General features: G+C 46.1%; 39 protein-coding genes. 2 read left to right on the top strand and 37 right to left on the bottom strand.

The annotated features are described in order from the left end of the window. Window positions 1-51: 51 nt before the first annotated feature. Together HF569_RS04520 and HF569_RS04515 are read left to right on the top strand one after the other, a co-directional pair. Window positions 52-1035: a DMT family transporter gene (locus HF569_RS04520; RefSeq protein ID WP_168901477.1), complete on the top strand. Its 984-nt coding sequence runs from the start codon at window positions 52-54 to the stop codon at window positions 1033-1035. Window positions 1036-1074: 39 nt separating this feature from the next. Further along, complete coding sequence (locus HF569_RS04515; RefSeq protein WP_168901476.1) at window positions 1075-2130, top strand: linear amide C-N hydrolase; 1056 nt, start codon at window positions 1075-1077, stop codon at window positions 2128-2130. Between the two features lie 275 nt (window positions 2131-2405). On the opposite strand, the gene HF569_RS04510 is transcribed toward HF569_RS04515, so the two are convergent. The 37 genes from HF569_RS04510 to HF569_RS04330 all read right to left on the bottom strand — a co-directional run bounded on the left by HF569_RS04510 (window position 2406) and on the right by HF569_RS04330 (window position 23834). Next, window positions 2406-3146 (bottom strand): SDR family NAD(P)-dependent oxidoreductase, encoded by a 741-nt coding sequence (locus HF569_RS04510; RefSeq protein ID WP_168901475.1) that lies wholly within the window; start codon window positions 3144-3146, stop codon window positions 2406-2408. A gap of 235 nt (window positions 3147-3381) precedes the next feature. After that, on the bottom strand, window positions 3382-3774 hold the full coding sequence (rpsI, locus tag HF569_RS04505) for a 30S ribosomal protein S9 (RefSeq protein ID WP_011668466.1): 393 nt from the start codon (window positions 3772-3774) through the stop codon (window positions 3382-3384). Window positions 3775-3787: 13 nt separating this feature from the next. Further along, a complete protein-coding gene (gene rplM / locus HF569_RS04500) occupies window positions 3788-4231 on the bottom strand; it encodes a 50S ribosomal protein L13 (protein ID WP_168901474.1) in 444 nt (147 codons plus the stop codon). Between the two features lie 139 nt (window positions 4232-4370). Continuing rightward, on the bottom strand, window positions 4371-5168 hold the full coding sequence (gene truA, locus HF569_RS04495; RefSeq protein WP_168901473.1) for a tRNA pseudouridine(38-40) synthase TruA: 798 nt from the start codon (window positions 5166-5168) through the stop codon (window positions 4371-4373). An 8-nt stretch (window positions 5169-5176) separates the two neighbouring features. Then, a complete protein-coding gene (locus HF569_RS04490) occupies window positions 5177-5977 on the bottom strand; it encodes an energy-coupling factor transporter transmembrane component T family protein (RefSeq protein ID WP_168901472.1) in 801 nt (266 codons plus the stop codon). Further along, window positions 5970-6842 (bottom strand): energy-coupling factor ABC transporter ATP-binding protein, encoded by an 873-nt coding sequence (locus tag HF569_RS04485; protein ID WP_168901471.1) that lies wholly within the window; start codon window positions 6840-6842, stop codon window positions 5970-5972. The genes HF569_RS04490 and HF569_RS04485 overlap by 8 nt, the downstream gene beginning before the upstream one ends. After that, complete coding sequence (locus tag HF569_RS04480) at window positions 6818-7657, bottom strand: energy-coupling factor ABC transporter ATP-binding protein (RefSeq protein ID WP_168901470.1); 840 nt, start codon at window positions 7655-7657, stop codon at window positions 6818-6820. The genes HF569_RS04485 and HF569_RS04480 overlap by 25 nt, the downstream gene beginning before the upstream one ends. Before the next feature lie 370 nt (window positions 7658-8027). Next, entirely contained in the window at window positions 8028-8411 is a 384-nt protein-coding gene (gene rplQ, locus HF569_RS04475; protein WP_168848749.1) for a 50S ribosomal protein L17, read from the bottom strand. Between the two features lie 30 nt (window positions 8412-8441). After that, entirely contained in the window at window positions 8442-9392 is a 951-nt protein-coding gene (locus tag HF569_RS04470) for a DNA-directed RNA polymerase subunit alpha (protein WP_168848748.1), read from the bottom strand. 87 nt (window positions 9393-9479) lie between these two features. After that, entirely contained in the window at window positions 9480-9869 is a 390-nt protein-coding gene (rpsK, locus tag HF569_RS04465) for a 30S ribosomal protein S11 (protein ID WP_168848747.1), read from the bottom strand. Window positions 9870-9886: 17 nt separating this feature from the next. Further along, complete coding sequence (rpsM, locus tag HF569_RS04460; RefSeq protein ID WP_011668475.1) at window positions 9887-10252, bottom strand: 30S ribosomal protein S13; 366 nt, start codon at window positions 10250-10252, stop codon at window positions 9887-9889. Window positions 10253-10278: 26 nt separating this feature from the next. Next, complete coding sequence (gene rpmJ, locus HF569_RS04455; protein ID WP_011668476.1) at window positions 10279-10398, bottom strand: 50S ribosomal protein L36; 120 nt, start codon at window positions 10396-10398, stop codon at window positions 10279-10281. A gap of 29 nt (window positions 10399-10427) precedes the next feature. Continuing rightward, window positions 10428-10646 carry a translation initiation factor IF-1 gene (infA, locus tag HF569_RS04450; RefSeq protein WP_011668477.1) on the bottom strand — a complete coding sequence of 73 codons (219 nt, stop codon included), beginning with the start codon at window positions 10644-10646 and terminating at the stop codon, window positions 10428-10430. A 164-nt stretch (window positions 10647-10810) separates the two neighbouring features. Next, window positions 10811-11461 carry an adenylate kinase gene (locus HF569_RS04445; RefSeq protein WP_332870960.1) on the bottom strand — a complete coding sequence of 217 codons (651 nt, stop codon included), beginning with the start codon at window positions 11459-11461 and terminating at the stop codon, window positions 10811-10813. Window positions 11462-11554: 93 nt separating this feature from the next. Next, entirely contained in the window at window positions 11555-12886 is a 1332-nt protein-coding gene (secY, locus tag HF569_RS04440; RefSeq protein WP_168848745.1) for a preprotein translocase subunit SecY, read from the bottom strand. After that, complete coding sequence (gene rplO, locus HF569_RS04435; protein ID WP_168848744.1) at window positions 12886-13320, bottom strand: 50S ribosomal protein L15; 435 nt, start codon at window positions 13318-13320, stop codon at window positions 12886-12888. Before rplO ends, secY begins: the two co-directional genes overlap by 1 nt. A gap of 35 nt (window positions 13321-13355) precedes the next feature. After that, window positions 13356-13538: a 50S ribosomal protein L30 gene (gene rpmD, locus HF569_RS04430; protein ID WP_168848743.1), complete on the bottom strand. Its 183-nt coding sequence runs from the start codon at window positions 13536-13538 to the stop codon at window positions 13356-13358. A 14-nt stretch (window positions 13539-13552) separates the two neighbouring features. Next, window positions 13553-14056: a 30S ribosomal protein S5 gene (gene rpsE, locus HF569_RS04425; RefSeq protein ID WP_020090131.1), complete on the bottom strand. Its 504-nt coding sequence runs from the start codon at window positions 14054-14056 to the stop codon at window positions 13553-13555. 22 nt (window positions 14057-14078) lie between these two features. Then, window positions 14079-14444 carry a 50S ribosomal protein L18 gene (gene rplR, locus HF569_RS04420; RefSeq protein ID WP_332870959.1) on the bottom strand — a complete coding sequence of 122 codons (366 nt, stop codon included), beginning with the start codon at window positions 14442-14444 and terminating at the stop codon, window positions 14079-14081. A 38-nt stretch (window positions 14445-14482) separates the two neighbouring features. Further along, complete coding sequence (gene rplF, locus HF569_RS04415) at window positions 14483-15019, bottom strand: 50S ribosomal protein L6 (RefSeq protein ID WP_168848741.1); 537 nt, start codon at window positions 15017-15019, stop codon at window positions 14483-14485. Between the two features lie 30 nt (window positions 15020-15049). Then, window positions 15050-15448 (bottom strand): 30S ribosomal protein S8, encoded by a 399-nt coding sequence (gene rpsH, locus HF569_RS04410; RefSeq protein WP_011668485.1) that lies wholly within the window; start codon window positions 15446-15448, stop codon window positions 15050-15052. Between the two features lie 33 nt (window positions 15449-15481). After that, entirely contained in the window at window positions 15482-15667 is a 186-nt protein-coding gene (locus HF569_RS04405; protein ID WP_081624603.1) for a type Z 30S ribosomal protein S14, read from the bottom strand. 19 nt (window positions 15668-15686) lie between these two features. Continuing rightward, window positions 15687-16229 (bottom strand): 50S ribosomal protein L5, encoded by a 543-nt coding sequence (gene rplE / locus HF569_RS04400; RefSeq protein ID WP_168848740.1) that lies wholly within the window; start codon window positions 16227-16229, stop codon window positions 15687-15689. Between the two features lie 25 nt (window positions 16230-16254). Beyond that, window positions 16255-16566 carry a 50S ribosomal protein L24 gene (rplX, locus tag HF569_RS04395; RefSeq protein WP_168848739.1) on the bottom strand — a complete coding sequence of 104 codons (312 nt, stop codon included), beginning with the start codon at window positions 16564-16566 and terminating at the stop codon, window positions 16255-16257. Window positions 16567-16602: 36 nt separating this feature from the next. Continuing rightward, window positions 16603-16971, bottom strand: coding sequence for a 50S ribosomal protein L14 (gene rplN, locus HF569_RS04390; RefSeq protein WP_168901468.1), 369 nt, complete (start codon window positions 16969-16971; stop codon window positions 16603-16605). 50 nt (window positions 16972-17021) lie between these two features. Then, a complete protein-coding gene (rpsQ, locus tag HF569_RS04385; protein WP_020090138.1) occupies window positions 17022-17288 on the bottom strand; it encodes a 30S ribosomal protein S17 in 267 nt (88 codons plus the stop codon). Window positions 17289-17316: 28 nt separating this feature from the next. Further along, entirely contained in the window at window positions 17317-17511 is a 195-nt protein-coding gene (rpmC, locus tag HF569_RS04380) for a 50S ribosomal protein L29 (RefSeq protein WP_020090139.1), read from the bottom strand. Then, complete coding sequence (gene rplP / locus HF569_RS04375; protein WP_125688341.1) at window positions 17501-17935, bottom strand: 50S ribosomal protein L16; 435 nt, start codon at window positions 17933-17935, stop codon at window positions 17501-17503. The genes rpmC and rplP overlap by 11 nt, the downstream gene beginning before the upstream one ends. Before the next feature lies 1 nt (window position 17936). Continuing rightward, window positions 17937-18596 carry a 30S ribosomal protein S3 gene (rpsC, locus tag HF569_RS04370; RefSeq protein WP_125574883.1) on the bottom strand — a complete coding sequence of 220 codons (660 nt, stop codon included), beginning with the start codon at window positions 18594-18596 and terminating at the stop codon, window positions 17937-17939. Window positions 18597-18599: 3 nt separating this feature from the next. Continuing rightward, window positions 18600-18956 carry a 50S ribosomal protein L22 gene (gene rplV, locus HF569_RS04365; protein WP_048735501.1) on the bottom strand — a complete coding sequence of 119 codons (357 nt, stop codon included), beginning with the start codon at window positions 18954-18956 and terminating at the stop codon, window positions 18600-18602. Between the two features lie 16 nt (window positions 18957-18972). Then, entirely contained in the window at window positions 18973-19248 is a 276-nt protein-coding gene (gene rpsS / locus HF569_RS04360) for a 30S ribosomal protein S19 (RefSeq protein ID WP_168848736.1), read from the bottom strand. A gap of 78 nt (window positions 19249-19326) precedes the next feature. Continuing rightward, window positions 19327-20175: a 50S ribosomal protein L2 gene (gene rplB, locus HF569_RS04355; protein ID WP_168848735.1), complete on the bottom strand. Its 849-nt coding sequence runs from the start codon at window positions 20173-20175 to the stop codon at window positions 19327-19329. Window positions 20176-20201: 26 nt separating this feature from the next. Beyond that, window positions 20202-20489, bottom strand: coding sequence for a 50S ribosomal protein L23 (gene rplW / locus HF569_RS04350; protein ID WP_020090145.1), 288 nt, complete (start codon window positions 20487-20489; stop codon window positions 20202-20204). Then, the gene (gene rplD / locus HF569_RS04345) at window positions 20489-21112 is read right to left on the bottom strand and encodes a 50S ribosomal protein L4 (RefSeq protein WP_168848734.1); all 624 of its coding nucleotides are present in this window, start codon (window positions 21110-21112) and stop codon (window positions 20489-20491) included. The genes rplW and rplD overlap by 1 nt, the downstream gene beginning before the upstream one ends. Before the next feature lie 21 nt (window positions 21113-21133). Next, complete coding sequence (gene rplC, locus HF569_RS04340) at window positions 21134-21784, bottom strand: 50S ribosomal protein L3 (RefSeq protein ID WP_168848733.1); 651 nt, start codon at window positions 21782-21784, stop codon at window positions 21134-21136. Window positions 21785-21820: 36 nt separating this feature from the next. Further along, window positions 21821-22129, bottom strand: a complete 309-nt coding sequence (rpsJ, locus tag HF569_RS04335) for a 30S ribosomal protein S10 (RefSeq protein WP_003638059.1) — start codon at window positions 22127-22129, stop codon at window positions 21821-21823. A gap of 382 nt (window positions 22130-22511) precedes the next feature. Beyond that, a complete protein-coding gene (locus HF569_RS04330; RefSeq protein ID WP_168901467.1) occupies window positions 22512-23834 on the bottom strand; it encodes an MATE family efflux transporter in 1323 nt (440 codons plus the stop codon). Window positions 23835-23919 lie beyond the last annotated feature (85 nt).

Below are 23919 nucleotides of genomic sequence, written 5' to 3'. Positions count from 1 at the left end.
AAACGGTCTCTTTAAATTGCTAATGACTATACATGTTAGGAGATAATAAAAATGCATACTAATAAAGCCGAAAAAACTGTTGTTATCCCATTACTGGTTCTCTGTACAATACTCGCTGGGATGCTTTCACCTATGCAATCTGCTGTTAATGGTCAAGTTGGTAAACTCATGAAGGACGGGAACGCCTCCGCTGTCGTTTCGTTTGGTTCTGGACTCGTTGTTATGGCCATTATTATTCTGGCACGCCATTCAACTAGATCTCAATTTGCATCGATCCCTAAGAAAATTAAGTCGCATAAAATTCCATGGTGGAATTGGCTTGCTGGTTGCTGTGGAGCCATGGTTGTCTTCTCCGAAGGGGCTTCAGCATCTGTACTTGGTGTCGCAACTTTTCAAACAACTTTAATATCTGGTATGGTAATTTCTGGGTTAATTTGTGACCGTCTAGGCATTGGCGTGGCGGTTAAGCAACCGCTTAGCTTTGCTCGTATCTTAGGTGCCATCTTGGCAATTGCTGCAACAATCTTAGTTGTCTTACCAAATTGGTCGGCTCCAAAAGTCATTGCACTCGCCATTCTACCCTTTCTAGCCGGATTACTAGCAGGTTGGCAACCAGCAGGTAACTCTGCCGTTGCCGAAGAAACAGGCTCTATGCTAGTATCTATCACATGGAACTTTATCATTGGATTCTGCGTTCTTGGTCTAGCATTAGTCGTGCGACTCATGATGGGACAACTAACTTTTATCTTTCCCGATCACTGGTGGATGTTTCTTGGTGGGCCTTTGGGCTTGCTTTCAATTGCTCTGATGGCCTTACTAGTTCGCGGCCTCGGCTTACTTCTACTGGGGTTAGCATCAACGGCCGGTCAATTAATTGGATCACTACTTATTGATTGGTTACTACCACAATTCGGAACTCAGATTTATTTTGTAACAATTCTTGGTGCACTCGTTGCTCTCATCGGAGCTGGAATTGCAATGATTCCCTCAGCCAAAAAAGATGTCGATATTGAAACACTTGCAGGCCGAAAATAAACGACTCGCAGTTACAATCTAAGGATGGTGAATAAAGAAATGGCATGCACAGGTATCGAACTAATTAGCAAACAAGGAAATCCCTATTGGGCACGTACCCAAGACTTCGAACAACATTTTGAATATTCAGGTGTTAAGATCCCTAAAAACTACGAATTCAAATCAACATTCACGCCGTTTAAAACACGTTCAAATGTCATGGGTATCGTTTGGGCAAACGACATTCACCAATCTCCGGTTATCCTGGATGGTATTAATGATTTTGGAATCTGCGGAGGCTCTTTTTACTTCGACCATTTTTACCGCTATGTGCCTACTCAAAAAATTGTGGAATCCGGAAAAATAGCTATTCGGGGAGAAGAACTATGTACATGGATCTTGACGCAATATAAAAGTCTAGATGAAATTAAGCTGCATTTAAACCAAGATATCGGTATTACTAACTCACCTGGATCAATGATGTCAATGTCAGTCCCCCAACACTGTGTTTTCCAAGATGAGACTGGACGATCAATAGTAGTCGAGCCTTCCGTTGAAAATGGCTTCCGAATTTTCGAAAATCCGGTTGGCGTCTTCACTAATGCACCAACGTTTGACTGGCATTTATCAACATTGAAAGCTTGGCTAGAACGTACAACGAACAGGACCTACTCCTACGATCTCAATGAGCCGATTGAACAAATCGCATTAGATGAAGTCACTAGTGGGCTGGTAGGTATTTCCAGTGACTATAAACCAGAATCACGTTTCCTACGAGCAGCTATTTCAAAACTAATGTCTGTTTCGGTAAACGATCATGAAACACTCAACCAACTCTTTCAAATCCTAACTACGGTCAATACACCTAAGGGTTCCCTTCGAGTACCACAAAACAACAATACAACCGTAGCTTGGACACAGTACACAGCAGGCTATGACATCAAACAAAAGACATTATATGCTTTCACATATGACAACCGTAACTTAAAAAAGTTATCCTTTGGTGATCCCAATAAATGGGAACAAACTATTTCATATTACAGCTTTATTTCTAAGCAAACTGCTGAACCTTTCGAACGAAAAGATACTTGGACTCCAGGAGAAAACACGATTTAAAACGAATCAATTTATCAGCATAGTTTTAACAAAAGTGGCGATCATTTTACGGTGACCGCCACTTTTTTCTATCACAATTCTCAAATGACCATCGCTAAACTCCGCCTTTAGAACGGCGTCAACGATGTAGCCGTTGGCCCAACAGCCCCACGCGTCATTCGGACTTGAACGATATCTTACTCTTTCCATAATAAAAACCTCATCAATTTGTTTGATGAGGTTATCATATCGCGAATTTGCCACCAATCGTAGACGGTCAGTTACGATTCAATATCCTATGGCGTCGTTAATCCTCCATCAACGACAAACTCCTGTCCCGTTGCATAACTGGCATCATCAGATGCTAGAAAATTAACCATATTCGCTAATTCATCGGGACGACCTACACGTCCCATAGGAATTGCAGATTCAGTTGCCTTTAATGATTCTTCACTGGTAGTATCTAGAATTGGCGTTTTAATAACACCAGGATGGACAGAGTTTACACGAACCCCATATTTTGAAAATTCCAGTGCGGCACCCTTACTCATACCACGTACAGCCCACTTACTTGATACATAGCCACTTAAATCTGCAAAACCGGCCATCCCAGCGACCGAAGAAATATTGATAATTGATCCATTGCCATTCTTTTTAAGTGAAGGCAACGTATATTTCATCCCATAAAATACACTATATTGGTTAATCTTGACAACTTTATCATAGTCAGCAATTGACATGTCCTCAATAGAGTTTTGAATTGCAATTCCGGCATTATTTACTAAGATATCAAATGAGGCTGAAAAATGCTCCTCACCTTCATTAACAACCTTAGGCCAGGTTTCAACTTCAGATACGTCCTGCTTAATAAAATAAGAATTTTTACCTAACCGTTTTTGAATCTTTTGACCAGCCTCAACGTTACGACCAGTGAACACGACCTTAGCACCACTGTTGATAAAATTTTCCACAATAGCAGTGCCAATTCCACTTGTGCCACCAGTAACTAATGCTGTTTTACCTGATAGATTTGCCATACTCTGACCTCCATAAATTCTTGAATAGAAACAAGTAATCTGAAAAATCATATAGATTAGTAAAGTGAAATAATTAACATTACACGGTTATTCTAACACAATAATTTCAAGTTGCTGACTGAATTGTTACAAACAAGACATCAATCATTACCTAATACATAATTTATGATTTTATCCCAAACAAAAAATCCCCACCAAAATTGGTGAGGATTTCCAAATCGAAAATATCGAAATATTAACGCTTTGAGAATTGTGAAGCCTTACGCGCCTTCTTCAGACCTGGCTTCTTCCGTTCCTTCATCCGGGCGTCACGAGTCAAGAGACCCGCACGCTTCAATGGGCCACGGAAATCTGGGTCAACTTCGAGCAATGCCCGAGCGATCCCATGACGAGTTGCGCCGGCTTGGCCGGAGAAACCGCCACCACGAACAGTAACTAATGCATCGTAGTTACCGAGCGTTTCCGTAACGTTGAATGGTTGTAAAACAACTTCACGAATACTTGCGAATGGAATGTAGTCTTCGATTGCCTTGTTGTTCATAACAATCTTACCTGAGCCGGGTACTAAACGTACACGTGCAGAGGAGTTTTTACGACGGCCAGTGCCGCGATATTGAACTTGTGCCAATTTGGTTTCCTCCTTAGATTAGGTTAGTAATGTCTAATACTTCTGGCTTTTGTGCTTCGTGCTTGTGGTCTGCACCAGCGTACACGTGAAGCTTCAATGCCATGTGGTGACCTAAGGAGTTCTTAGGGAGCATACCTTGAACAGAAGTTTCGATCAGTTTTTCTGGGTTTTGATCCCGGAAGTTACCAGCAGTCCGTGACTTCAAACCACCAGCGAAACCAGTGTGGTGGTAGTAAATCTTGTCGGCTGCCTTACGGCCAGTTAAAGCGACTTTTTCAGCGTTGATGACGATTACGTTATCACCAGTGTCCACGTTAGGGGTGAACGTTGGCTTGTTCTTACCACGTAATACAGAAGCAACGACTGAAGCAAGACGACCTAAGCTAACATCAGTTGCGTCGACGATGTACCATTTGCGGTCAACATCGTTGGGTTTTGCCATATAAGTTGTACGCACGTTAAATTCCTCCATAAATCTGTGTTTGTCTGACACCAAGTAAACTTTCCGGGGCTTATCGTGGGGCAAACAATACCAACAACCATAATACAAAAACTTCACCATAAAGTCAATGATTGTTTAGCCCCTTAGCCAAAAATTACCGCTGATGTTGTGGTAATTTAGTGGGATGCGCCGGATCTTCACCTTGATAATAGACATGTTTTAAGTATAACCCCGCGGCAGGAACGGTTCTTCTGGCCTGCCGGCGATCCTTTACCTCGTATAGACGGAGAATGTCATGAACCGGTCGAGTCCCTGCCCCGATCTCAACTAACACCCCGACCATAATCCGGACTTGATTATACATGAAGCCATTGCCATAAAATTCAAAGACCAACTCGTTGTTGGCCTGATCAATGTGGCACGTTGCCTCGTAAATTGTCCGTACGAAGGTCCGGGTCTGCGCGCCAGAGGCCACGAAACTGGTAAAATCGTGTTCTCCGACCAGATCGCCGAGAGCCTGATTAATCTTACCTAAATCCACTGGAAACTTCCAGTGCCCCGTATAATTGCGTTTAAAGGGATTCCGGAATTCACCAAGATCCATCCGATACAGATACCGTTTCCCCGAAACATCATACCGCGCATGGAAGGTACTGGCGACCTCCTCGACCTTCAGGACCTCCATATCCATCGGTAACATGCTATTTAAGCCCTTGCGCATGTTCTCCGCAGGAATGATGAAGGGAAAGTCAAAGTGCGCCACCTGCGCCAATGCATGGACCCCAGCGTCAGTCCGTCCGGAACCATAAATTACAATCGCTGGATCCGGTCGTTTAGCCATCTTGTTCACGACCTGAGTCAACACACTCTCAACGGTCCGTTTATTCGGCTGCCGCTGAAACCCGGCAAAATTAGTCCCATCATACATAAAAGTTACTTTATAACGTTGCATGTTTCCTCCTACCAACGACGAGTTGCTAAAATAGCGGCCAAAACCACTACAAAAATAATCCAGGTTATCGTATCCCGTCGTTGCCAAGTTAAAATACGATACTGACTGCGGTGTTCGCTATCTTGATAGCCCCGCGCTTCCATGGCGATGGATAAGTCTTCCGCCCGATTAAAGGCACTCATGAAGAGAGGGACCATCAGCGGGATCAGTGATTTAGCCTGCTTTAATAAGCCACCTTCACCGAAATCCACGCCCCGTGCGCGCTGGGCATTCATAATCTTATTTGCCTCATCCATTAGCGTGGGCACAAACCGTAACGCGATCGACAACATCATGGCTAGCGTATCCACCGGTACCTTGATCCAACGCAGCGGCTTCATCAAAGAGGCTAGCCCCGTCGCAATATCCAACGGTTGCGTCGACAAGGTCAATAGCGTCGACATCATAATAATCAGCAGGAAACGAATGAAGATGTAGCCGGAGTTGATCAGTCCAAACTGGGTAATGTTTACGAAGGCCCAGTGAAAGTACACGTGCCCGCCCGCCGGACTAAACAAAAGTTGTAGGACAACGGTGAACACAATCAACCACAACAGCGGCCGAATTCCCTTAAGGAAAAAGCCTAGACTGATCTTCGATGCCAGAATTGCCCCTACTGTAAAGCTAATAATCAGCGCATAGCTCACTAAATTATTGGCCATGAACACCAGAATGATGTAGCAAAAACTTAAGAGCAGTTTGTTCCGCGGATCCAATCGATGGACGACTGATTCCAACGGCAGGTAACGGCCAAAAATAAAATTAGACATGGGCGTCCCCCTCCCGCGGCCAGCGCGCGGCCAACTGGTCGGCTAATTGATCAGCCGTCAAAGGTAACTGTTGCCAGGTGACACCCCGCTTGGCGAGCCGTTGCGCAAACTGCGCGGCCCGCGGCATATCCAACTGATTGGCCCGTAACCAATCTGCATCGCTAAACACCTCGTGCGGCGTGCCAAACTTAACCAATTGGCCAGCGTGCATGACCGCCACCTGCTCCGCGTACTGGGCGACATCTTCCATTTGATGCGTGACCAGCACGATACTCAGCCCCTGCTCACGATGAAGACGGTCAAATAACGCCATCATCTCTTGGCGGCCCTGGGGATCTAACCCTGCAGTCGGCTCATCTAAAATTAGAACTTTAGGCCGCATCGCTAAGACCCCCGCGATTGCCACGCGGCGCATCTGACCACCCGACAATTCAAACGGCGACCGTTCGGCGTAACGCGCATCAAGACCCACCGTCTGTAGCATTGCATCGGCCAATTTATTTGCATCTGCTTCGCCCATACCAAAGTTCCGGGGTCCGAACGCAATATCTTGGCGGACGGTTTCTTCAAACAATTGGCTCTCAGGAAATTGAAACACCATGCCAACGTGTTGCCGTAAAGGTTTGAGGTCCGCGTTGGTCGTCTTCGGAGTAATCGTGAAGTTATCGACCGTAATCTGCCCGCTCGTGGGCTTCAGGAGTGCGTTGAGCTGTTGGATCAGCGTCGACTTGCCGCTCCCCGTATGCCCGATCACCGCCAAATAACTGTGGTCCGGCACGCTAAAAGACACATCCGAAACGGCTGAGGTCGCCATAGGTGTGCCCGCCTGATACGTATAACTTACGTGTTCGAAAGTGATTGCCACAGCCACTCCTCCATTTCCGCCGCCGTTTGATACGTTGCCGGCGTTTCGATCCCTCGTCGCCGCAACGCCGCTTTTAATTTTGCCGTAAAGGGTAAGTCCAACCCTAACTCAATCAACCGTTCGCCTTGCGCAAAGATCGTGGCCGGATCGGCCTCATCCACCAGCTGACCATCATCAACCACTAAGACGCGATCGGCGCCAGCGGCTTCATCAATGTCATGCGTAATCGAGATGACTGTCAGCTGCTTTTCTACTCGCAACTGACGGACCAAGTCCAGCATGTCGCGCCGTCCCTGAGGGTCCAGCATACTCGTTGCTTCATCGAGAATCAAAACATCCGGCGCAATGGCAATGATGCCCGCTAAAGCCACGCGCTGCTTTTGACCGCCAGACAAAGAACTGGGCTCACGATGCGCAAACTCAGCCATCCCAACCTGCTCAATCGCCGCCTGAACACGCGGCAACATCTCATCACGCGGAATCTGCCGGTTCTCTAAGCCAAAAGCCACGTCATCCGCAACCGTTGCGCCCACAAACTGGTTATCAGGGTTCTGGAAAATCATACCGATCTTCTCACGCACCTGCCAAACGGTTGCCGGCGTCAGTTTAATTCCCGCCACGGCGACTTCACCGGTGGTAAACGGCAATAACCCGTCTAAAGACTTCGCTAACGTCGATTTACCACTCCCGTTATGCCCGACAATCGCCAGCCATTCCCCAGCATGCACGTCGAAAGACACGTCATCTAGGGCGGGACGCTGATCGTTTTCTTGATAACGGTAAGTCAGATGTTTAACTTCAATGATATTTGCCATCCGTGCTGTTGATTCTCCTTCGAAAAAAGTCACCGCTAATTATACCAAATATTCGCAGCAGACCGAAGAGGTGTGCCTAAGATTTGCTGATAATTGTTCAGAATTTAAGACGTCTAAGCCGTCCCATCACCATTACCCAAAATAACCATGGCAAGAACAACCACGAAGATTTCCGTCTTTTCCTAAAAAAGGGTATAAAAAAATCACTAACAAACTAGCGGCGCTGAGGCTTTCGCCCCCATTCAAGCTAGACTCGGAAAGAATTCCCCATCATCGTAGCGCTCTATACCACATAGTTCTAGTGATTAATTTAAAGCATATTGGTATCACGTTTAGGGTCGTGATCACACCCTGAAACCATTAACTAAAATTAGTCAACGAATTCCAAGACAGCCATAGCGGCACCATCACCGCGACGAGGCATCGTCTTTAAGATACGCGTGTAACCACCGTTACGATCAGCGTACTTAGGTGCTAATTCGCTGAATACCTTTTGCAATGCGCTGGTAACGACAACATCATCGCCGTCTTCCTTAACATCAGCAACCACGTTACGGATGAACGCAGCAGCTTGGCGCCGGGCGTGCAAGTCGCCTTGCTTACCCAAGGTAATCATTTGGTCAGCCGTCTTACGAACTTCTTTAGCGCGTGCTTCAGTCGTTTCGATGCGACCGTTTAAAATCAAACTGGTAGTCAAATCACGTAACAATGCGCGACGTTGAGAACTAGTCCGTTGTAATTTACGGTAACTCATAACCAGAAACCCTCCTTTGAGTGTCTAAAATTAGTCTTCCTTCCGAAGTGACAAACCTAAGTCAGCTAACTTAGCTTTAACTTCTTCAAGGGACTTGCGACCCAAGTTACGAACCTTCATCATGTCTGCTTCAGTCTTATTAGTCAATTCTTGGACCGTGTTGATACCAGCACGCTTCAAGCAGTTGTAAGAACGAACGGATAAGTCGAGCTCTTCGATGGTCATCTCAAGCATCTTTTCCTTATGCGTTTCTTCTTTTTCAACCATGATTTCCGCATTCTTAGCTTCGTCGGTCAAGTCGACAAACATAGCCAGATGTTCGGTTAAGATCTTAGCAGCCAATGAAATGGCTTCGCTTGGATTAATTGAACCGTTTGTCCAAACATCCAGGGTCAATTTATCATAGTCAGCCCGTTGGCCAACCCGTGCATTCTCTACTTGGTAGTTAACCCGTTCGATTGGGGTGTAAATGGAATCAACAGCTAAAACACCAATTGGCATTTCCGTATTCTGAGCTTTGTGCTCGTCAGCAGAAACATAGCCACGGCCCTTATCTGCAGTCATCCGCATATGGAACGTTGCCCCATCGGCAACCGTAGCAATGTACAGATCTGGGTTTAAGACATCAACGTCAGCACCCGCAACAATATCACCGGCAGTGATTTGGGCTGGTCCCTTAACGTTGATTTCCATAGCTTCCTCTTGATCGTCGGAGCCGTTAAGCTTCAGCGCAATCTTCTTAACATTTAAGATGATCTGCGTGACATCTTCAACAACGCCTTCGACCGTTGAAAACTCATGTAAAACCCCGTCGATTTGAATGCTGGTAACAGCTGCACCAGGTAATGATGAAAGTAAGATCCGACGTAAGGAGTTCCCTAACGTTGTCCCGTAACCACGTTCCAACGGTTCAACAACAAACTTACCGTAGTTGCTACTCTCATCAATTTTATGAATGTTAGGCTTTTCAAATTCAATCATTCTTATCGTTTACCCCTTTCAAACCGCGTTGAGCTCCTATAAGTCAATCCCATCATGAAGGTTGCCCTCATTAATGAAACGCTCACGTTAAACCCGACGGCGCTTTGGAGGACGAGTCCCATTATGAGGCACTGGCGTAACGTCACGGATAGCCGTAACTTCGATACCAGCAGCTTGGATAGCCCGGATAGCAGCTTCACGTCCAGAACCTGGACCCTTGACAGCAACTTCAACGGACTTAACACCGTGTTCTTGTGATGACTTAGCAGCGGCTTCAGCGGCCATTTGTGCAGCAAATGGCGTTGACTTCCGACTACCCTTGAAACCTAAGGCACCAGCAGATGACCAAGCAATAGCGTTCCCTTGAACGTCAGTGATCATAACCAATGTGTTGTTAAACGTAGCATGAATGTGTGCAACACCGGATTCAATGTTCTTTTTGACCCGACGCTTGCGACTAGTTTTTCTAGTAGCCATAAAGTGTTTACCCTCCTTTACTTCTTCTTACCGGCAATCGAAACGGCTTTACCCTTCCGAGTGCGGGCATTGTTCTTGGTGTGTTGGCCGCGAACAGGTAAACCGCGACGGTGACGCATACCACGGTAAGAACCGATTTCTTGCAAGTTCTTGATGTTCAGGCTAACTTCACGACGTAAGTCACCTTCAACCTTGTACTTGTCGACTTCGGCACGTACCTTATCTTCTTGATCAGGTGTCAAATCGCGAACCCGAACGTCTTCTGGGACACCAGCATCCGCAACAATCTTGTGTGCGGTGTTGATCCCGATTCCAAAAATGTAAGTCAAACCATAAGCGATTCGCTTATCACGTGGTAAATCCACTCCAGCAATACGTGGCATTTAATGTGCACCTCCTATAAATTGAATTACTTACCCTGGCGTTGTTTGTGCTTAGGGTTGGCTGAGCAAATAACCATTACTCGACCCTTACGCTTGATAACCTTGCAGTGTTCGCACATTGGCTTAACTGATGGTCTTACTTTCATGAATATCCCTCCTACATCTGTCCAGGTGGTTACTTGAAACGATAAGTAATCCGGCCTTTAGACAAGTCATACGGTGACATTTCAACAGTTACTCGATCACCAGGCAGAATCCGGATGTAATGCATCCGAATCTTTCCGGAAACGTGAGCGAGAATCTCATGACCGTTTTCTAATTCGACCCGAAACATTGCGTTAGGTAATGTTTCGGTAACTTTACCTTCGACTTCGATGACATCGCTTTTCGCCACGAAAGTACCTCCCTTTTAATTGCGTGTAAAATACACGTAAAAGCAGCGGGAACAAGGATTTTGCTCCCACCTAGCACCTGTGAATCGCGATAGCACGCCATTTACAGGCTAAACCTGAATAAGTCTACCATAATTCCCACAACTTAGCAAGAACTTAGTAAAACCTATAGGTTCTTCAAGATCTTTTCAATGTCAGCATAAACATCATCGATAGCCCGGTCACCATCTACGGTGAAGAGTAACCCCTTCTTGGTGTAGTAATCGACCAATGGCGTGTTAGCCTTCAGGTTAACCGCCAGACGATTCTTCACCGTTTCAGGCTTATCATCTTCACGTTGATAGAAATCATGGCCGCCACACACATCACAAGTCCCTTCAACCTTAGGGTTGTTGTAAAGCTTGTGATAGGTTGCGCCACAAGTCCGGCAGATGTACCGACCGGAAAGGCGTTCAACTAAGACATCGGGTTCAACGTGAATGTTGATCACAGCGTTGATGGTCCGGTTCAATTCAGGACCAAAGCTATCTAAAGCTTCGGCTTGAACTAACGAACGAGGGAAACCATCAAGCATGAACCCAACCTTAGTATCATCTTGAGCTAAGCGATCACGAACGATGCCATTTGTGACTTCATCCGGTACCAATTCACCTTTATCGATGAACTTCTTAGCTGCCAAGCCCATTTCGGTTTCGTTCTTCATCGCTTCACGGAAGATATCTCCCGTAGAAATATGCGGTAGATGGAACTCGTCGATAATCTTTTGAGCTTGGGTTCCCTTACCGGCACCCGGTAGGCCCATGAGGATTAAATTCATTGCTGTCATGTTCGTTCTCCTTATTTCAAAATTATTAGCCTGAAATACACAAGCAGGTGTGCCAATTAGATCAACACACCCGCTGGAAACTCATTAAGCTGGTTCTGGACCTTGCGGATCATCTGGTGACCCTTGAATAAAGCCGACGTATTCGCGCTTCATCATCAATCCGTCAACCTGTCGCATGGTTTCGATGGCCACACCAACGACGATTAAGAGGCTGGTACCACCTAAACCAATAGACTCATCTAAGTCCCAAAGATTTTGGGCTAACAACGGAATTAAGGAAATGAATCCAAGGAAGAGTGACCCAACAGTGCTGAGTCGCATCAACAAACTGGAAACGTATGACTGCGTTTCGTGACCAGGCCAAACACCAGGAATGTAGCTCCCCTGCTTTTGCAGGTTCTCAGACAACTTTTCTGGGTTAACTTGAACGAACGCATAGAAGAACGTGAACACAATGATCAGAACGGTGTACAGAATGGCACCATCAACGGTTTGCATGTTGAAAAGGTTGGTCATAGTCTGGTACCAAGCATCTTGCGAGTGCGTGTTTTGGAAAGCCATCAGAATAGTCTGTGGCGTGGCAATAAACGAACTTGCGAAGATAACTGGAATAACCCCAGCGACGTTAACCTTTAAAGGAAGATAACTGCTATCTGGCGAACCAGATACCCGCCGTGTGTATTGCATAGGAACCCGTCGTTCGGCTTGTTGAACCCACGTCGTAAACGTGATAATCAACAGAACCAAGACCACTAAACCTAAGACAAAGAGTACACTCTTCCACAGGTCACCGTTAGCAATGTCAACGAAGTAATTACGGTAAAGTTTGTGAACAGAAGTAGGCGTCCGAGCAATGATACCCGCAAAGATAATCATTGAAATCCCGTTACCTAATCCACGATCGGTGATCATATCACCCATCCAAGTGGTCAACATGGTCCCACCAGTCAGGATTAACCCAATTGATAAGTATGTTGCCACACTAGGATTTTGCACCAGCTTCATTGAGCTTAACGCACTGAAACCGGCAGTGATCCCGATCGACTGGACAAAGGCCAAAGCAATCGCTAAGTAACGCGTAGCTTGGTTTAACTTCCGTCGACCAACGTCCCCTTGTTTACTCCATTCAACAAAGCGTGGAACGATGTCCATCTGTAGCAATTGAATAACGATTTGTGCAGTGATGTAAGGTGAAACCCCCATCGCGAAGATGGAATAGTTGGTTAACCCACCACCACTGAAGGTATCTAGAATACTAACTAACCCAGAAGACGCAACGCTTTGAAGTGCCTTCGCGTTAATGCCGGGGACAGTAATATAGGTACCCAACCGAAAGACAATCAAAACCAGAAGAGTAAAGAGAATCTTTTTACGAATATCTTTAATCTTAAACGCGTTTTTTAAGCTTGAGAGCATTAAATCACCTCAGTCTTACCACCAGCAGCTTCGATAGCTTCGGCAGCTGACTTGGAGAACTTAGCGGCTTTAACCGTTAACTTCTTCGTTACTTCGCCGTTACCTAAGATCTTGACACCGGCCTTTTCGTTCTTCACGATGCCGGCTTCGACTAAGGCAGCTGGAGTAACTTCAGCACCATCATCAAAGACGTTCAAAGCGGATAAGTTTACGACAGCAAATTCCTTACGGTTAATGTTGGTAAACCCACGCTTTGGAATCCGACGGTACAGTGGCATTTGGCCACCTTCAAAACCCAAACGAGTCTTGCTACGAGCCTTTTGACCCTTTTGGCCACGCCCAGCAGTCTTACCGTTACCAGATGAATCACCACGACCGACCCGGTTACGAACCTTCCGTGAGCCTTCAGCAGGTTTTAATTCGTTCAACTTCATGCTATTGCGCACCTCCTTATAAAATGAAATGAGTACTACTTAACTTCTTCAACCTTAATTAAATGTGCGATTTGGAAAAGCGCACCGCGAGTGGCTTCGTTGTCAGGTTTCACAACAGTGCTGTTAACACGGTTCAAACCGAGCGATTCCACGATCTTCCGCTGTTTAGGGAGGCGATGTGCAGCACTATGAATTAAAGTAACTTTTAATTGAGCCATTTTAATACCCCTCCTTATTCAGCTAAGTGTTGAAGAGAGACACCACGGAGAGCGGCAACTTCTTCAGCACGCTTCAACTCAGCAAGGCCAGCAAAAGTGGCACGAACTGCGTTAACTGGCGTGTTAGAGCCAAGACGCTTGGAAGTAACGTCAGCAACACCGGCTAATTCCATGACGGAACGTACGGCACCACCAGCAGTAACTCCAGAACCTTCAGCAGCAGGCTTAAGTAAGATCTTACCCCCACCGTAAAGACCAAGTGCTTCGTGAGGAATGGTCGTTCCCACGATTGGAACTTCGATCAAGTTCTTACGAGCGGCTTCAACAGCCTTACGAATAGCTTCTGGAACTTCTTGAGCTTTACCAGTACCAAAGCCAACGTGACCGTTCTTATCGCCGACAATTACAAGTGCTGAGAACCGAAGACGACGGCCACCTTTAACAACTTTGGTGATCCGGTTGATAGCAACAACGTTATCTTCAAGTTCTAACTTGTCGGGATCAATAAATTTTGCCATGTGTGGTTATTCCTCCTTACTGTTAAAATTCTAGCCCGTTTTCACGAGCAGCTTCTGCCAATGCTTGAACACGGCCGTGGTATAAGTAACCGCCACGATCAAACACGACGTTGCTAATCTTCTTTTCGACAGCACGCTTAGCAACTAAAACACCAACAGCCTTAGCTTGGTCGGTCTTGTTGTCACCACTCACTTCGCTGTCTAACGTTGAGGCACTAACAAGCGTGACACCCGCTACGTCATCAATGACTTGAGCGTAGATGTTTTTGTTAGAGCGGAAAACGTTTAAGCGTGGGCGTTCTGCAGTTCCAGAAATTTTGTTACGAACACGCATATGACGCTTTTGACGTGTCTTATTCTTATCTGGTTTTGTAATCAAAATAGTCACCTCTTTGTAGAATTATCAGCAATTAAGCTGCGTTACTGTTACTTACCAGTCTTACCTTCACGAATCCGAACGTATTCGTTTTCGTAACGGATACCCTTACCTTTGTAAGGTTCTGGTGAACGAACAGCACGAACTTCGGCAGCAAAGTCACCGACTTCTTGCTTGCTGATCCCAGAGATGTTGATGGTTGTGTTATCAGGAACCTTAACCTCTAAATCTTCTGGAATAGCCATTTCAACAGGGTTGGAGTAACCAACGCTCAATACCAAAGTCTTACCCTTAGCTTGAACACGGTAACCAACACCGACCAACTTCAAGGTCTTAGCGAAACCATTAACAACACCTTCAACCATGTTGTTCAAGTTAGCTCGCTGAGTACCGTGAAGAGCACGGGTCTTGTTGTTGTTGTCAGGACGGTCGAAATCAACCGCACCGTCACTAATCTTCATGGTGATGATGTCTGAGAACGTCCGGGTTAAAGAACCCTTAGGACCTTTGACAGTCACTTGATCACCATCGCGCTTAACTTCAACGCCAGCTGGGACGTTGACCGTTTTATAACCAATACGACTCACTGTAAGGCACCTCCTATCTTTTTAAAAGTTTTACCAAACGTAGGCGAGAACTTCGCCACCGATTTTCTTAGCACGCGCTTCTTTATCAGTAACTACCCCTTCAGAGGTGGAGATAATAGCGATACCTAAACCGTTTAAAACCTTTGGTACAGCGTCGGCCTTAACGTATGAACGTAAGCCGGGCTTAGAAATACGCTTCAAACCACTGATGACACGTTGGTTATCCTTACCGTACTTCAGGAATACGCGGATGATGCCTTGCTTGTCATCATCGATGTATTCGACGTTACGGATGAACCCTTCGCGCTTCAGGATTTCAGCGATGTCGCGTTTAATTTTAGATGCAGGTACTTCGAGTGATTCGTGACGCACCATGTTGGCGTTACGGATCCGCGTCAAGAAGTCTGCAATAGGATCAGTCATGGACATTAACGTTTACCCTCCCTTTGTTTAAAATTCGTTTTACCAACTAGCCTTCTTCATACCAGGAATTTGACCCTTGTGGGCAAGTTCGCGTAGGCAGATACGGCAAAGGTGGAACTTTTGATAAACAGAGTGTGGACGTCCACAACGTTCGCAACGAGTATATTCTTGTGTAGAGAACTTCGCAGGACGCTTGTTCTTAGCAATTTGTGATTTCTTAGCCAATTTGTGTGAACCTCCTTAATTAGTGTGCAAACGGCATACCGAATTGAGTCAACATTTCGCGTGACTCTTCATCAGTGTTAGCCGTCGTAACGATAACGATGTCCAAACCACGAACACGGTTAACGTTATCAAAGTTGATTTCTGGGAAGATCAATTGTTCCTTGATCCCCAAAGTGTAGTTACCACGACCATCAAAGGCACGGGAACTAACACCATGGAAGTCACGAACACGTGGCAATGACACGTTGATCAACTTATCCAGAAATTCGTACATCCGGTCACCACGGAGGGTAACCTTAGCACCGATTGACATGCCTTCACGAAGACGGAAGGTTGCGATTGACTTCTTGGCCTTAGTAACCAATGGCTTTTGACCAGAAATCAAACCAAGTTCTTCAACGGCTTCGTCCAAGTTTTTAGCGTTGGAAACAGCATCACCAACACCCATGTTCAATACGATCTTTTCGATCTTCGGCGTTTGCATAACAGAACTGTAGCTGAATTTTTCCACCATTGATGGTGTAATTTCATTAACGTACTTTTCTTTTAAACGAGCTGACATGAAATGATGTTCCTCCTTTCAGTGATTATTTGTCGATGGTTTCGCCGGACTTCTTAGCGAACCGGACTTTGTGACCATCTTCAACACGAACGCCAAGCCGGGTTGGTTCGTTGTTCGAAGGATCAATAAGCATAACGTTGGATGCGTGAATTGGTGCTTCAATATCAATAATTCCGCCTTGGGGATTAGTTTGAGAAGCTTTTTGGTGCTTCTTAATCATATTGACGCCTTTAACGATCACGCGGTTCTTAGCATTGAAGACTTTGGAAACAGTACCTTCCTTGCCTTTGTCCTTGCCAGCGATCACGCGGACCTTGTCACCAGTTTTAATAAGCATTCCTGTGGGCACCTCCTTGTTTAACGCGATTCTTAATTACAGTACTTCGGGTGCTAATGAGATAATCTTCATGAAGTCGTTGTCACGCAGTTCACGTGCAACTGGTCCAAAGATCCGAGTCCCTTGTGGGCTCTTGTCGTCTTTAATCAGCACAGCAGCATTCTCATCAAAACCAATGTAAGAACCGTCATTACGACGTACACGAGACTTCGTACGAACGATAACAGCCTTGACCACATCACCTTTTTTGACAACGCCACCTGGTGTTGCTTGTTTGACAGTAGCAACGATGATATCACCGATTCCGGCGTAGCGACGTTTTGAGCCACCCAGAACCTTGATAGTCAGGATTTCCCGGGCGCCAGAATTATCGGCAACCTTTAAGCGACTTTCTTGTTGGATCACAGCTAGTGTCCTCCCTTCAGATCTAGTTCAGAATACGATAAAAACGACACCTAAATGATTACTGCTTTTTCAACAATGTCGACTAAGCGGAACCGCTTGGTAGCAGATAATGGACGAGTTTCCATGATTTCAACAATGTCGCCAGTTTGTGCTTCGTTGTTTTCGTCATGTGCCTTGTACTTCTTGGAGTACTTGACACGCTTACCATATCTTGCATCCGTCTTCGTCGTTTCTACAACGACAGTGATCGTCTTATCCATTTTGTCGGAAACGACACGACCACGGTAAACCTTGCGGTTATTACGTGCATCACTCATGTATTAGTGACCTCCTTCTTATCGTATTCTACTTGTTCAGTTCTTGTTGACGAAGAGCGGTCTTAATCCGCGCAATGTTCTTGCGAACCTGCTTCAACCGTGCAGTGTTTTCCAATTGACCAGTAGCTAATTGGAAACGCAAGTTGAATAATTCGTCCTTGTAGCTCTTTTCTTTATCGAGCATTTCAGCAGTGGTTAATTCGTTGATTTCTTTAGTCTTCATTAGATTCGCCACCTACTTCCTCTCGGGTTAAAACCTTAGTGCGAACGGGAAGTTTCATGGCTGCAAGACGTAATGCTTCGCGGGCTGTTTCTTCAGAAACACCACCGACTTCAAACATTACCTTGCCACGCTTAACTGGGGCTACCCAGCCATCAGGCGTACCTTTACCATTACCCATCCGGACCCCAACACCTTTACTGGTGTAGGATTTGTGAGGGAAAATCTTAATCCAAACTTTCCCACCACGCTTCATGTAACGCGTAATTGCAACACGGGCCGCTTCGATTTGACGGTTGGTGATCCACTTGGAATCCAACGCTTGCAAACCGTAGTCGCCGAAAGCAACGCTCTTGCCACCCTTGGATTCGCCACGAAGCTTACCACGGTGAACACGACGGAACTTTACTCGCTTAGGTACCAGCATGCTATTTCCCTCCTTGTCCGTTAGTTTGTTTCTTTTCAGGCAGAATTTCGCCACGGTAGATCCAGGTCTTAACACCTAAAGAACCGTAAGTGGTGTGTGCTTCCACCCAAGCATAATCAATATCAGCACGTAACGTGTGCAGAGGAACCGTACCTTCAGCATAGCTTTCGACACGGGACATGTCAGCACCGTTTAAACGGCCTGATACTTGCGTCTTAACACCCTTGGCGCCAGAACGCATAGTCCGTTGCATCGTTCCACGCATAGCGCGACGGAATGCAACACGACCTTCCAATTGACGGGCGATGTTTTCGCCAACCAATTTGGCGTCCAGATCTGGCTTCTTGATTTCCACGATGTTGATGTGGACACGCTTGCCAGTTAAGTCGTTCAATTCCTTACGGAGATTTTCGACTTCTGAACCACCCTTACCAATAACCATACCTGGCTTGGCAGTGTGAATTGAGATGTTGACGCGGTTTGCAGCCCGTTCAATCTCAACAGTTGATACAGATGCGTCAACGAGACGCTTTTCGATAAATTTACGGATTTGAAGGTCTTCCTTCAGGTAAGCAGCGAAATCCTTTTCAGCATACCACTTTGCTTCCCAGTCGCGAATGATACCGACCCGTAATCCAGTTGGATTTACTTTTTGACCCACGCGTTATCCCTCCTCTTTTTCAGATACAACAACCGTAATGTGACTCGTACGTTTGTTGATTGGTGAAGCAGAGCCTTTGGCACGAGGACGGAACCGCTTGAGGGTTGGTCCTTCGTTCACATAGGCTTCGCTAACAACTAAATCTTGACGATCTAAGTCAAAATTGTTTTCTGCGTTAGCAATTGCTGAGTTCAATACCTTTGCCACTACCGGTGATGCTCCACGCGGTGTGAACTTTAAAATCGCGATCGCTTCAGCGACGCTCTTGCCGCGGATAAGATCGATGACAAGGCGGACTTTGCGAGCAGCAATCCGAACCGTCTTAGCAGTCGCTTGCGCTGATGTAACTTGTTCAGCCATTAGTTAATCCTCCTTATCAACGAGTTGTTTTATCGTCGCCACCATGACCACGGAAAGTCCGGGTTGGTACGAATTCGCCAAGCTTGTGGCCTACCATATCTTCTTGAATGTAAACTGGGACATGCTTCCGTCCATCATAAACAGCAATGGTATAACCAATAAAGCTAGGGAAAATAGTAGACCGACGGGACCAGGTCTTGATGACAGCTTTCTTGTCTTGATCCTTCTGCGCATCAATCTTCTTCAATAAGTGCGCATCGGCGAAAGGTCCTTTTTTCAAACTACGACCCATTATGAAACCTCCTCTACTTGTGGCGCATCGCTAAATGCGATGATCACCAGGTCTCTTGACATCCGGATAACCGGAAAATTACATCTTGGAACCTTTACGACGACGTACGATGAACTTGTTGCTCTTGTTCTTCTTAGAACGCGTCTTCTTACCAACAGTCTTCTTACCCCATGGAGAAAGAGGAGATGGTAAACCAACAGGTGCCTTACCTTCACCACCACCATGTGGGTGATCGTTAGGGTTCATAACAGAACCACGAACGTGAGGACGTTGACCAGCCCAACGAGTACGGCCGGCTTTACCAACGTTAACTAATTCATGTTCTTCGTTACCTACGGCACCGATCGTTGCACGGTTAACCTTCAGAACCATCCGAACTTCACCAGATGATAACCGAACTAACACGTACTTGTCATCGTTAGCTTTACCTAACAATTGAGCTGAAGTACCAGCAGAACGGACCAATTGGCCACCCTTACCAGGCTTCAATTCGATGTTGTGAATAACAGTACCAAATGGGATGTTTGCCAATGGCAACGTGTTCCCAACCTTGATATCAGCCTCTGGACCAGATTGAACCTTGTCGCCAACCTTTAAGCCCTTAGGCGCAATAATGTAAGACTTAACACCGTCAGCGTAAACTAATAAAGCAATGTTAGCAGTCCGGTTAGGATCGTATTCGATTGCCTTAACAGTTGCTGGAACATCATCCTTAATACGCTTGAAGTCGATGATCCGGTATTGGCGCTTGTTACCACCGCCACGATGACGGACAGTCATACGACCAGCGTTGTTACGGCCGGCAGTGTGACTTTGTGAATCAAGCAATGACTTTTCAGGAGTCGTCTTAGTGATGACGTCTTTGTAAACCAAGCTCGTCATATTACGACGACCATTGCTTGTTGGTTTGTATTTCTTAATCGCCACGTTATTTCCCTCCTATATCTGAGATTTTATTCTTCGTTGAATAACTTGATTTCTTTTGAGTCGGCAGATAAGCTGACAATGGCCTTACGACGCTTCTTAGTGTAGCCTTCGTAACGTCCTTGACGCTTCTTCTTACCCTTTAAGTTCATGATGTTGACCTTAACAACCTTAACGTCAAAGATGTCTTCAATGGCATGCTTGACTTGAGTCTTGGTTGCTCGTACATCAACGTCGAACGTGTAACGCTTGTCGTCCATAGTTGCCATTGAGGCTTCAGTAACAACTGGGCGTAAAATAATGTCACGTGCTTCCATTATGCGAGCACCTCCTCTACTTGAGAAAGAGCTGGTTGCGTGATCACTAACTTATCAGCATCAGCAATGTCGAGGACATTCAAGCTCTTGGCAGGAATAACCTTAACGTTGGCTAAGTTGCGGGCTGCTAAAGCAGCAGTAACGTTGTCGTCTTCAAGGACAACTAACGTCTTAGTCGTGACATTCAAACCAGCAAGCACTGAAGCAAATTCTTTCGTCTTAGGTGCGTCGAAGGCTAAACCATCAACAACAACGAAACTTTCGTCGAGAACCTTTTGAGAAAGAACAGACTTTAATGCTAAACGGCTAACCTTCTTAGGAAGGCGGTAACTGTAAGAGCGAGGGGTAGGGCCAAATACGACACCACCACCAACCCATTGTGGTGAACGGATTGAACCTTGACGTGCCCGACCAGTACCCTTTTGACGCCATGGCTTCTTACCACCACCACGAACAGCACTCCGGTTCTTTACGGCGTGAGTTCCCTGGCGCATGGATGCCCGTTGCATCAGGATTGTGTCGAATACGACGCTGTCGTTAGGTTCGATGCCGAAGATATCAGCGTTCAAAGTAACGTCGCCGTTTTGGCTACCATCTTGTTTGTATAATGCTACGCTTGTCATTTAATTATCCTCCCTTCCTAATTATTTATCTGAATGCTTAGGACGTGGTGGGCGAACAGCACTCTTAACAGTAACGAGTGACTTGTTGGCACCAGGCACATTGCCCTTAATCAACAGAACGTTGTTATCAACGTCAGCCTTAACGATTTCAAGGTTTTGGATAGTAACTTGCTTGTTACCCATCCGACCTGGAAGCTTCATGCCAGGGAATACCCGGTTGATGATAGCACCCAGAGAACCTGGACGACGGTGGTAACGAGAACCATGGGCCATAGGGCCACGGCTTTGACCATCTTTATGAATGTTACCTTGGTATCCATGACCTTTAGTGACACCAGTGACATCCACGATGTCTCCCGCTTGGAAGGTATCAACTTTAACTTCGTCTGCTACCTTGTAATCTCCCAGCTCAACATCTCTGAATTCACGAATGAAGCGCTTAGGAGTCGTGTTTGCTTTTGCTACATGACCTTGTTCGGGCTTGTTGCTGAGTACTTCACGCTTGTCTTGGTAACCAAGTTGAATGGCATCGTAACCGTCGTTTTCCATCGTCTTAACTTGCAACACTACGTTTGGGGTTGCTTCGACAACAGTAACGGGGATTAATTCGCCAGCATCAGTGAAGACTTGCGTCATCCCGACCTTTTTCCCTAAGATTCCTTTTGTGGTCATGAGTACACCTCCGATTATATTGTATTATTTTGGAAATTATAACTTGATTTCGATGTCCACACCACTAGGCAAGTCGAGCTTCATTAATGAGTCAACTGTCTTTGGCGTTGGGTTAACGATATCGATCAAACGCTTGTGCGTCCGCATTTCGAATTGTTCACGTGAGTCCTTAAACTTATGTGGTGAACGTAAGACGGTGTAGATCGTCCGTTCAGTTGGTAATGGAATTGGACCAGAAATAGTGGCACCAGTTCTCTTAGCCGTTTCAACGATCTTGTCCGCTGATTGGTCAAGGATACGATGTTCGTATGCCTTTAACCGAATCCGAATTTTTTGTTTTGCCATTGTGTTCCCTCCTTCGTCTATTTTAAAAATAAGACTAACTCCGTGGAAATTCCCGCCACACCCTCATGGCAAAGCGGCCGGGTGTGTCGCAATATCCCACATCATCGCTAAACTTTTGAGCTTCCCCTGGGGAGCGTGATTGCACCGCCAGAATTTCAGCACTTGACTATCATACTAAATAAAACGCCGGCTGACAAGGGTTTTCGCACAATTAGTCAAACTTTTTTGTGAAATCGCTGACCAATTTGATGCAGATCAAATTTTCACGATATTATTTATTGCCTGACCAAGCGCTTAACCCGCGCTGTCCTCGTTCACTTGCGAAATCGGCACTAACCGCGAAATACTGGGCTTGTTAGCACCACTTTGCACAAAAGTCAGCCTAACTCTTCCTATTAAATAGTCCTCTCGCTAACAGCCACCCTAACAGGCACGTGATAATATCCGCCAGTGGTTGCGCCCAGATAACACCTAAGTATCCCCACAACCATGATCCCAGTAGAATCATCAGGTAGAAGACCACGCCTTGTCGAGCGATCGACATGATGAAGGCACCACTCGCTTTACCAGTACTCTGAAAGACCGTCGTATAGACGAGTACCGCACCTACAAATGGCGTCGTGCTTAGGAACACTCGTAGCATCTCCGTTCCTGCGGTGATGACTGCTGGGTTATGCAGAAATAACCCAATAATCTGCGGCGCAAAAATCATCAGTACTATGGCCAGAACCAGTGCATATCCCACCTCAACCAACAAGTCAAAATGCAGAATTTTCTTGAAGCGGGCCATATTCTTCGCACCGAAGGTATACCCGACCAGCGGCTGCGCGCCAAAGGCAAAGCCAACCATCACCAACATAATGATCATATACACCTTTAACACGATGCCCATCGCGGCTACTCGCGTTGCCCCATATTCGACCAAATAGCGATTCAAGACGGCCGTCCCAAATGCTTGCATCAGATTAGTAATCGATCCCGGAATCCCAATAAACAAGACCTGCCGAATCAAGTTAGCCTCAATTCGGCTCAATTTGACATCAATCGAGATGACCCGACAATACTTTTTCGTCAGATAGACCAGCAGCAATGCAGAGACTGTATAGCCGATTACCGTCGCCAAAGCAGCCCCGGCAGCCCCCATTCCTAATGGGAAGATCAGTATGGGGTCCAAAATGATCGTAATCACCGTACCGATCATTGTCCCAATCATCGACTGTAACGCAAATCCTTCCGTTCTGATCAAGTTTCCAGGGACGATCGACACAATGATTGGCATTGCTCCCACCGCCATGATGCGATAGAACTGTGCTGCATAAGGATACGTCGCCTCCGTCGCACCCAACATATGTAGAATTGGCCGACTAAAAGCCAGCAAGACCACGGTCGTCAGCAAGCCCAACACTACTGCGCCATACAAGCAGAAGCTACTAACCCGACTCCCCACCTTATAGGCTTTCTCGCCTAACAAGCGTGAAATCAACGAACTTCCACCCAAACCAAAAATGTCGCCAATCGCAATCAAAAATGAAAAGAGTGGTGTACACAGGGCAACCCCCGCGACCAGATTCGTATTTTGCGTTTGCGAGACAAAGAACGTATCCGCTAGGTTATAAATCATGCTGGCTACCATGCTCAGTACAACTGGCAGTGCCAACTTGAAATACGCCTTAGGGATTGGCGCCTTCTCAAACAATTCTTCCATAGCTCACTCTCCCATATCTTTTAAACACACAATGGTTATTATAACGCACCACGTTCCGTCAGGTAATCCCTTGATGTCATTGTTG

It is taken from the genome of Levilactobacillus tujiorum (assembly GCF_012641185.1).
In the GTDB taxonomy this organism is placed as follows: domain Bacteria; phylum Bacillota; class Bacilli; order Lactobacillales; family Lactobacillaceae; genus Levilactobacillus; species Levilactobacillus tujiorum.
This window is presented reverse-complemented; position numbering and strand designations above follow the sequence as displayed.

Excerpts from the sequence above, each read along its gene's own strand:
- HF569_RS04445 (WP_332870960.1), bottom strand. The coding sequence starts at position 11,461 with ATGAATTTAATCCTCATGGGCCTACCGGGTGCCGGTAAGGGAACCCAA.
- rpsM (WP_011668475.1), bottom strand. The coding sequence starts at position 10,252 with ATGCCACGTATTGCTGGAGTGGATTTACCACGTGATAAGCGAATCGCT.
- rpmD (WP_168848743.1), bottom strand. The coding sequence starts at position 13,538 with ATGGCTCAATTAAAAGTTACTTTAATTCATAGTGCTGCACATCGCCTC.
- HF569_RS04510 (WP_168901475.1), bottom strand. The coding sequence starts at position 3,146 with ATGGCAAATCTATCAGGTAAAACAGCATTAGTTACTGGTGGCACAAGT.
- rpmJ (WP_011668476.1), bottom strand. The coding sequence starts at position 10,398 with ATGAAAGTAAGACCATCAGTTAAGCCAATGTGCGAACACTGCAAGGTT.
- rplP (WP_125688341.1), bottom strand. The coding sequence starts at position 17,935 with ATGCTGGTACCTAAGCGAGTAAAGTTCCGTCGTGTTCACCGTGGTAAG.
- rplX (WP_168848739.1), bottom strand. The coding sequence starts at position 16,566 with ATGCTTATTAAAACTGGTGACAAGGTCCGCGTGATCGCTGGCAAGGAC.
- rplE (WP_168848740.1), bottom strand. The coding sequence starts at position 16,229 with ATGTCAGCTCGTTTAAAAGAAAAGTACGTTAATGAAATTACACCATCA.
- rplO (WP_168848744.1), bottom strand. The coding sequence starts at position 13,320 with ATGAAGTTGAACGAATTAAAACCTGCTGAAGGCTCACGGAAGGTTCGT.
- HF569_RS04480 (WP_168901470.1), bottom strand. The coding sequence starts at position 7,657 with ATGGCAAATATCATTGAAGTTAAACATCTGACTTACCGTTATCAAGAA.
- rpsQ (WP_020090138.1), bottom strand. The coding sequence starts at position 17,288 with ATGAGTGATGCACGTAATAACCGCAAGGTTTACCGTGGTCGTGTCGTT.
- HF569_RS04470 (WP_168848748.1), bottom strand. The coding sequence starts at position 9,392 with ATGATTGAATTTGAAAAGCCTAACATTCATAAAATTGATGAGAGTAGC.
- rplD (WP_168848734.1), bottom strand. The coding sequence starts at position 21,112 with ATGACAAGCGTAGCATTATACAAACAAGATGGTAGCCAAAACGGCGAC.
- rpsK (WP_168848747.1), bottom strand. The coding sequence starts at position 9,869 with ATGGCTACTAGAAAAACTAGTCGCAAGCGTCGGGTCAAAAAGAACATT.
- rpmC (WP_020090139.1), bottom strand. The coding sequence starts at position 17,511 with ATGAAGACTAAAGAAATCAACGAATTAACCACTGCTGAAATGCTCGAT.
- rpsS (WP_168848736.1), bottom strand. The coding sequence starts at position 19,248 with ATGGGTCGTAGTTTGAAAAAAGGACCTTTCGCCGATGCGCACTTATTG.
- rpsJ (WP_003638059.1), bottom strand. The coding sequence starts at position 22,129 with ATGGCAAAACAAAAAATTCGGATTCGGTTAAAGGCATACGAACATCGT.
- truA (WP_168901473.1), bottom strand. The coding sequence starts at position 5,168 with ATGCAACGTTATAAAGTAACTTTTATGTATGATGGGACTAATTTTGCC.
- rpsH (WP_011668485.1), bottom strand. The coding sequence starts at position 15,448 with ATGTCCATGACTGATCCTATTGCAGACTTCTTGACGCGGATCCGTAAC.
- HF569_RS04330 (WP_168901467.1), bottom strand. The coding sequence starts at position 23,834 with ATGGAAGAATTGTTTGAGAAGGCGCCAATCCCTAAGGCGTATTTCAAG.
- rplQ (WP_168848749.1), bottom strand. The coding sequence starts at position 8,411 with ATGAGTTACCGTAAATTACAACGGACTAGTTCTCAACGTCGCGCATTG.
- rpsE (WP_020090131.1), bottom strand. The coding sequence starts at position 14,056 with ATGGCAAAATTTATTGATCCCGACAAGTTAGAACTTGAAGATAACGTT.
- rplC (WP_168848733.1), bottom strand. The coding sequence starts at position 21,784 with ATGACCACAAAAGGAATCTTAGGGAAAAAGGTCGGGATGACGCAAGTC.
- rplV (WP_048735501.1), bottom strand. The coding sequence starts at position 18,956 with ATGGCTGAACAAGTTACATCAGCGCAAGCGACTGCTAAGACGGTTCGG.
- rplW (WP_020090145.1), bottom strand. The coding sequence starts at position 20,489 with ATGGAAGCACGTGACATTATTTTACGCCCAGTTGTTACTGAAGCCTCA.
- HF569_RS04490 (WP_168901472.1), bottom strand. The coding sequence starts at position 5,977 with ATGTCTAATTTTATTTTTGGCCGTTACCTGCCGTTGGAATCAGTCGTC.
- HF569_RS04515 (WP_168901476.1), top strand. The coding sequence starts at position 1,075 with ATGGCATGCACAGGTATCGAACTAATTAGCAAACAAGGAAATCCCTAT.
- HF569_RS04520 (WP_168901477.1), top strand. The coding sequence starts at position 52 with ATGCATACTAATAAAGCCGAAAAAACTGTTGTTATCCCATTACTGGTT.
- secY (WP_168848745.1), bottom strand. The coding sequence starts at position 12,886 with ATGCTCTCAAGCTTAAAAAACGCGTTTAAGATTAAAGATATTCGTAAA.